Genomic DNA, 1,091 nt, shown 5'->3' on the forward strand with positions numbered 1-1,091 from the left:
GCAACATCAAATCCAAAAGTACCAATGAAGGTTTATAATTTAAAAAAAATTGAACTACATTACCTTCGCCTGAATGGGAAGCCACCGAAAAATCCTTTCTTTCCAAATATACTTTTAATATCTGCACAATTGGTAATTCGTCCTCAATAAGTAAGATGCGCTTCACTACAAAACATCCTTTCTACAACTTTGAAAAATTAGGGCTAAGTCGTTAGTGTATAGCTGGAATATGTCGATAAAATGACAACGCCTCATTATTTCCTATCTAAGCAAGTGATTAAACTGTAGGTTACTGCCCGTATGTCAGGGTGATACACTACATTTTTACATCGTCATATTGTTGTCACATTAATTGGATAAATTAGAAGTGTGGGAAACAACATCCCATACTTTATCGCAGAGCGATTAAAAATAAGGAGGAATTTGAAATGAAAAAAATTCTATTAGTAGGCGCAACGACATTAGCAGTTTCACTAATTGCAGGATCAGCTTTAGCTTCTCCACTTTTTGAAGAGGAATCGACACCAGCAGTAGAATCGACACCAGCAGTAAAAGTGACACCAAAAGAAGAAAAAACAACAAAAGAGGGATCGACACCAACAGTTGAATCCACACCAGCAGTAGAATCGACACCAGCAGTAAAAGTGACACCAAAAGAAGAAAAGACAACAAAAGAGGGATCGACACCAACAGTTGAATCCACTCCAGCAGCAGTAATGACTCCAGCAATTGAAGCGACAAAAAAAGAAACTGTAACAAAGTAGCAATCCAAATTGAAAAATTATAGTGATCTGAGCTTTAAAGAGTATCCTTAACATGGTTGCAAGTACAACCTCAACCAAAAAAGAAATTCGGTGCATCTAGTTAGAAACTATTCCGGATCAGCTCGCTCTTTATCTGTTCGACGAAGTAGAAGTAACAGATTAGATAGTACTTTATCAACTCTTACATTAGTTGAAGACAATTCCAACTGATTGCCAGGTCCTAAAGAAAACTAATTAAAGTATTGAGCAAAGCGCCCATGTAAAATCTTGGGCGCTATTTGACGTTTACGAAGAAATGATTCACTACGGCTCTTAGTCAAGTACATG

At 36.9% G+C, this 1,091-nt stretch carries 1 protein-coding gene; it reads left to right on the plus strand.

Going from position 1 to position 1,091, the window contains the following annotated elements:
* The first annotated feature begins 428 nt into the window (after window positions 1-428).
* Window positions 429-764, plus strand: coding sequence for a hypothetical protein (locus AC1DSL_RS18530; protein WP_477533373.1), 336 nt, complete (start codon window positions 429-431; stop codon window positions 762-764).
* The last annotated feature ends 327 nt before the right edge of the window (window positions 765-1,091 follow it).

The organism is Paenisporosarcina sp. P4_D4, assembly GCF_056401835.1.

What these genes read in the sequence shown, in the direction of transcription:
- AC1DSL_RS18530 (WP_477533373.1), top strand. Translation starts at nt 429, where the DNA reads ATGAAAAAAATTCTATTAGTAGGCGCAACGACATTAGCAGTTTCACTA.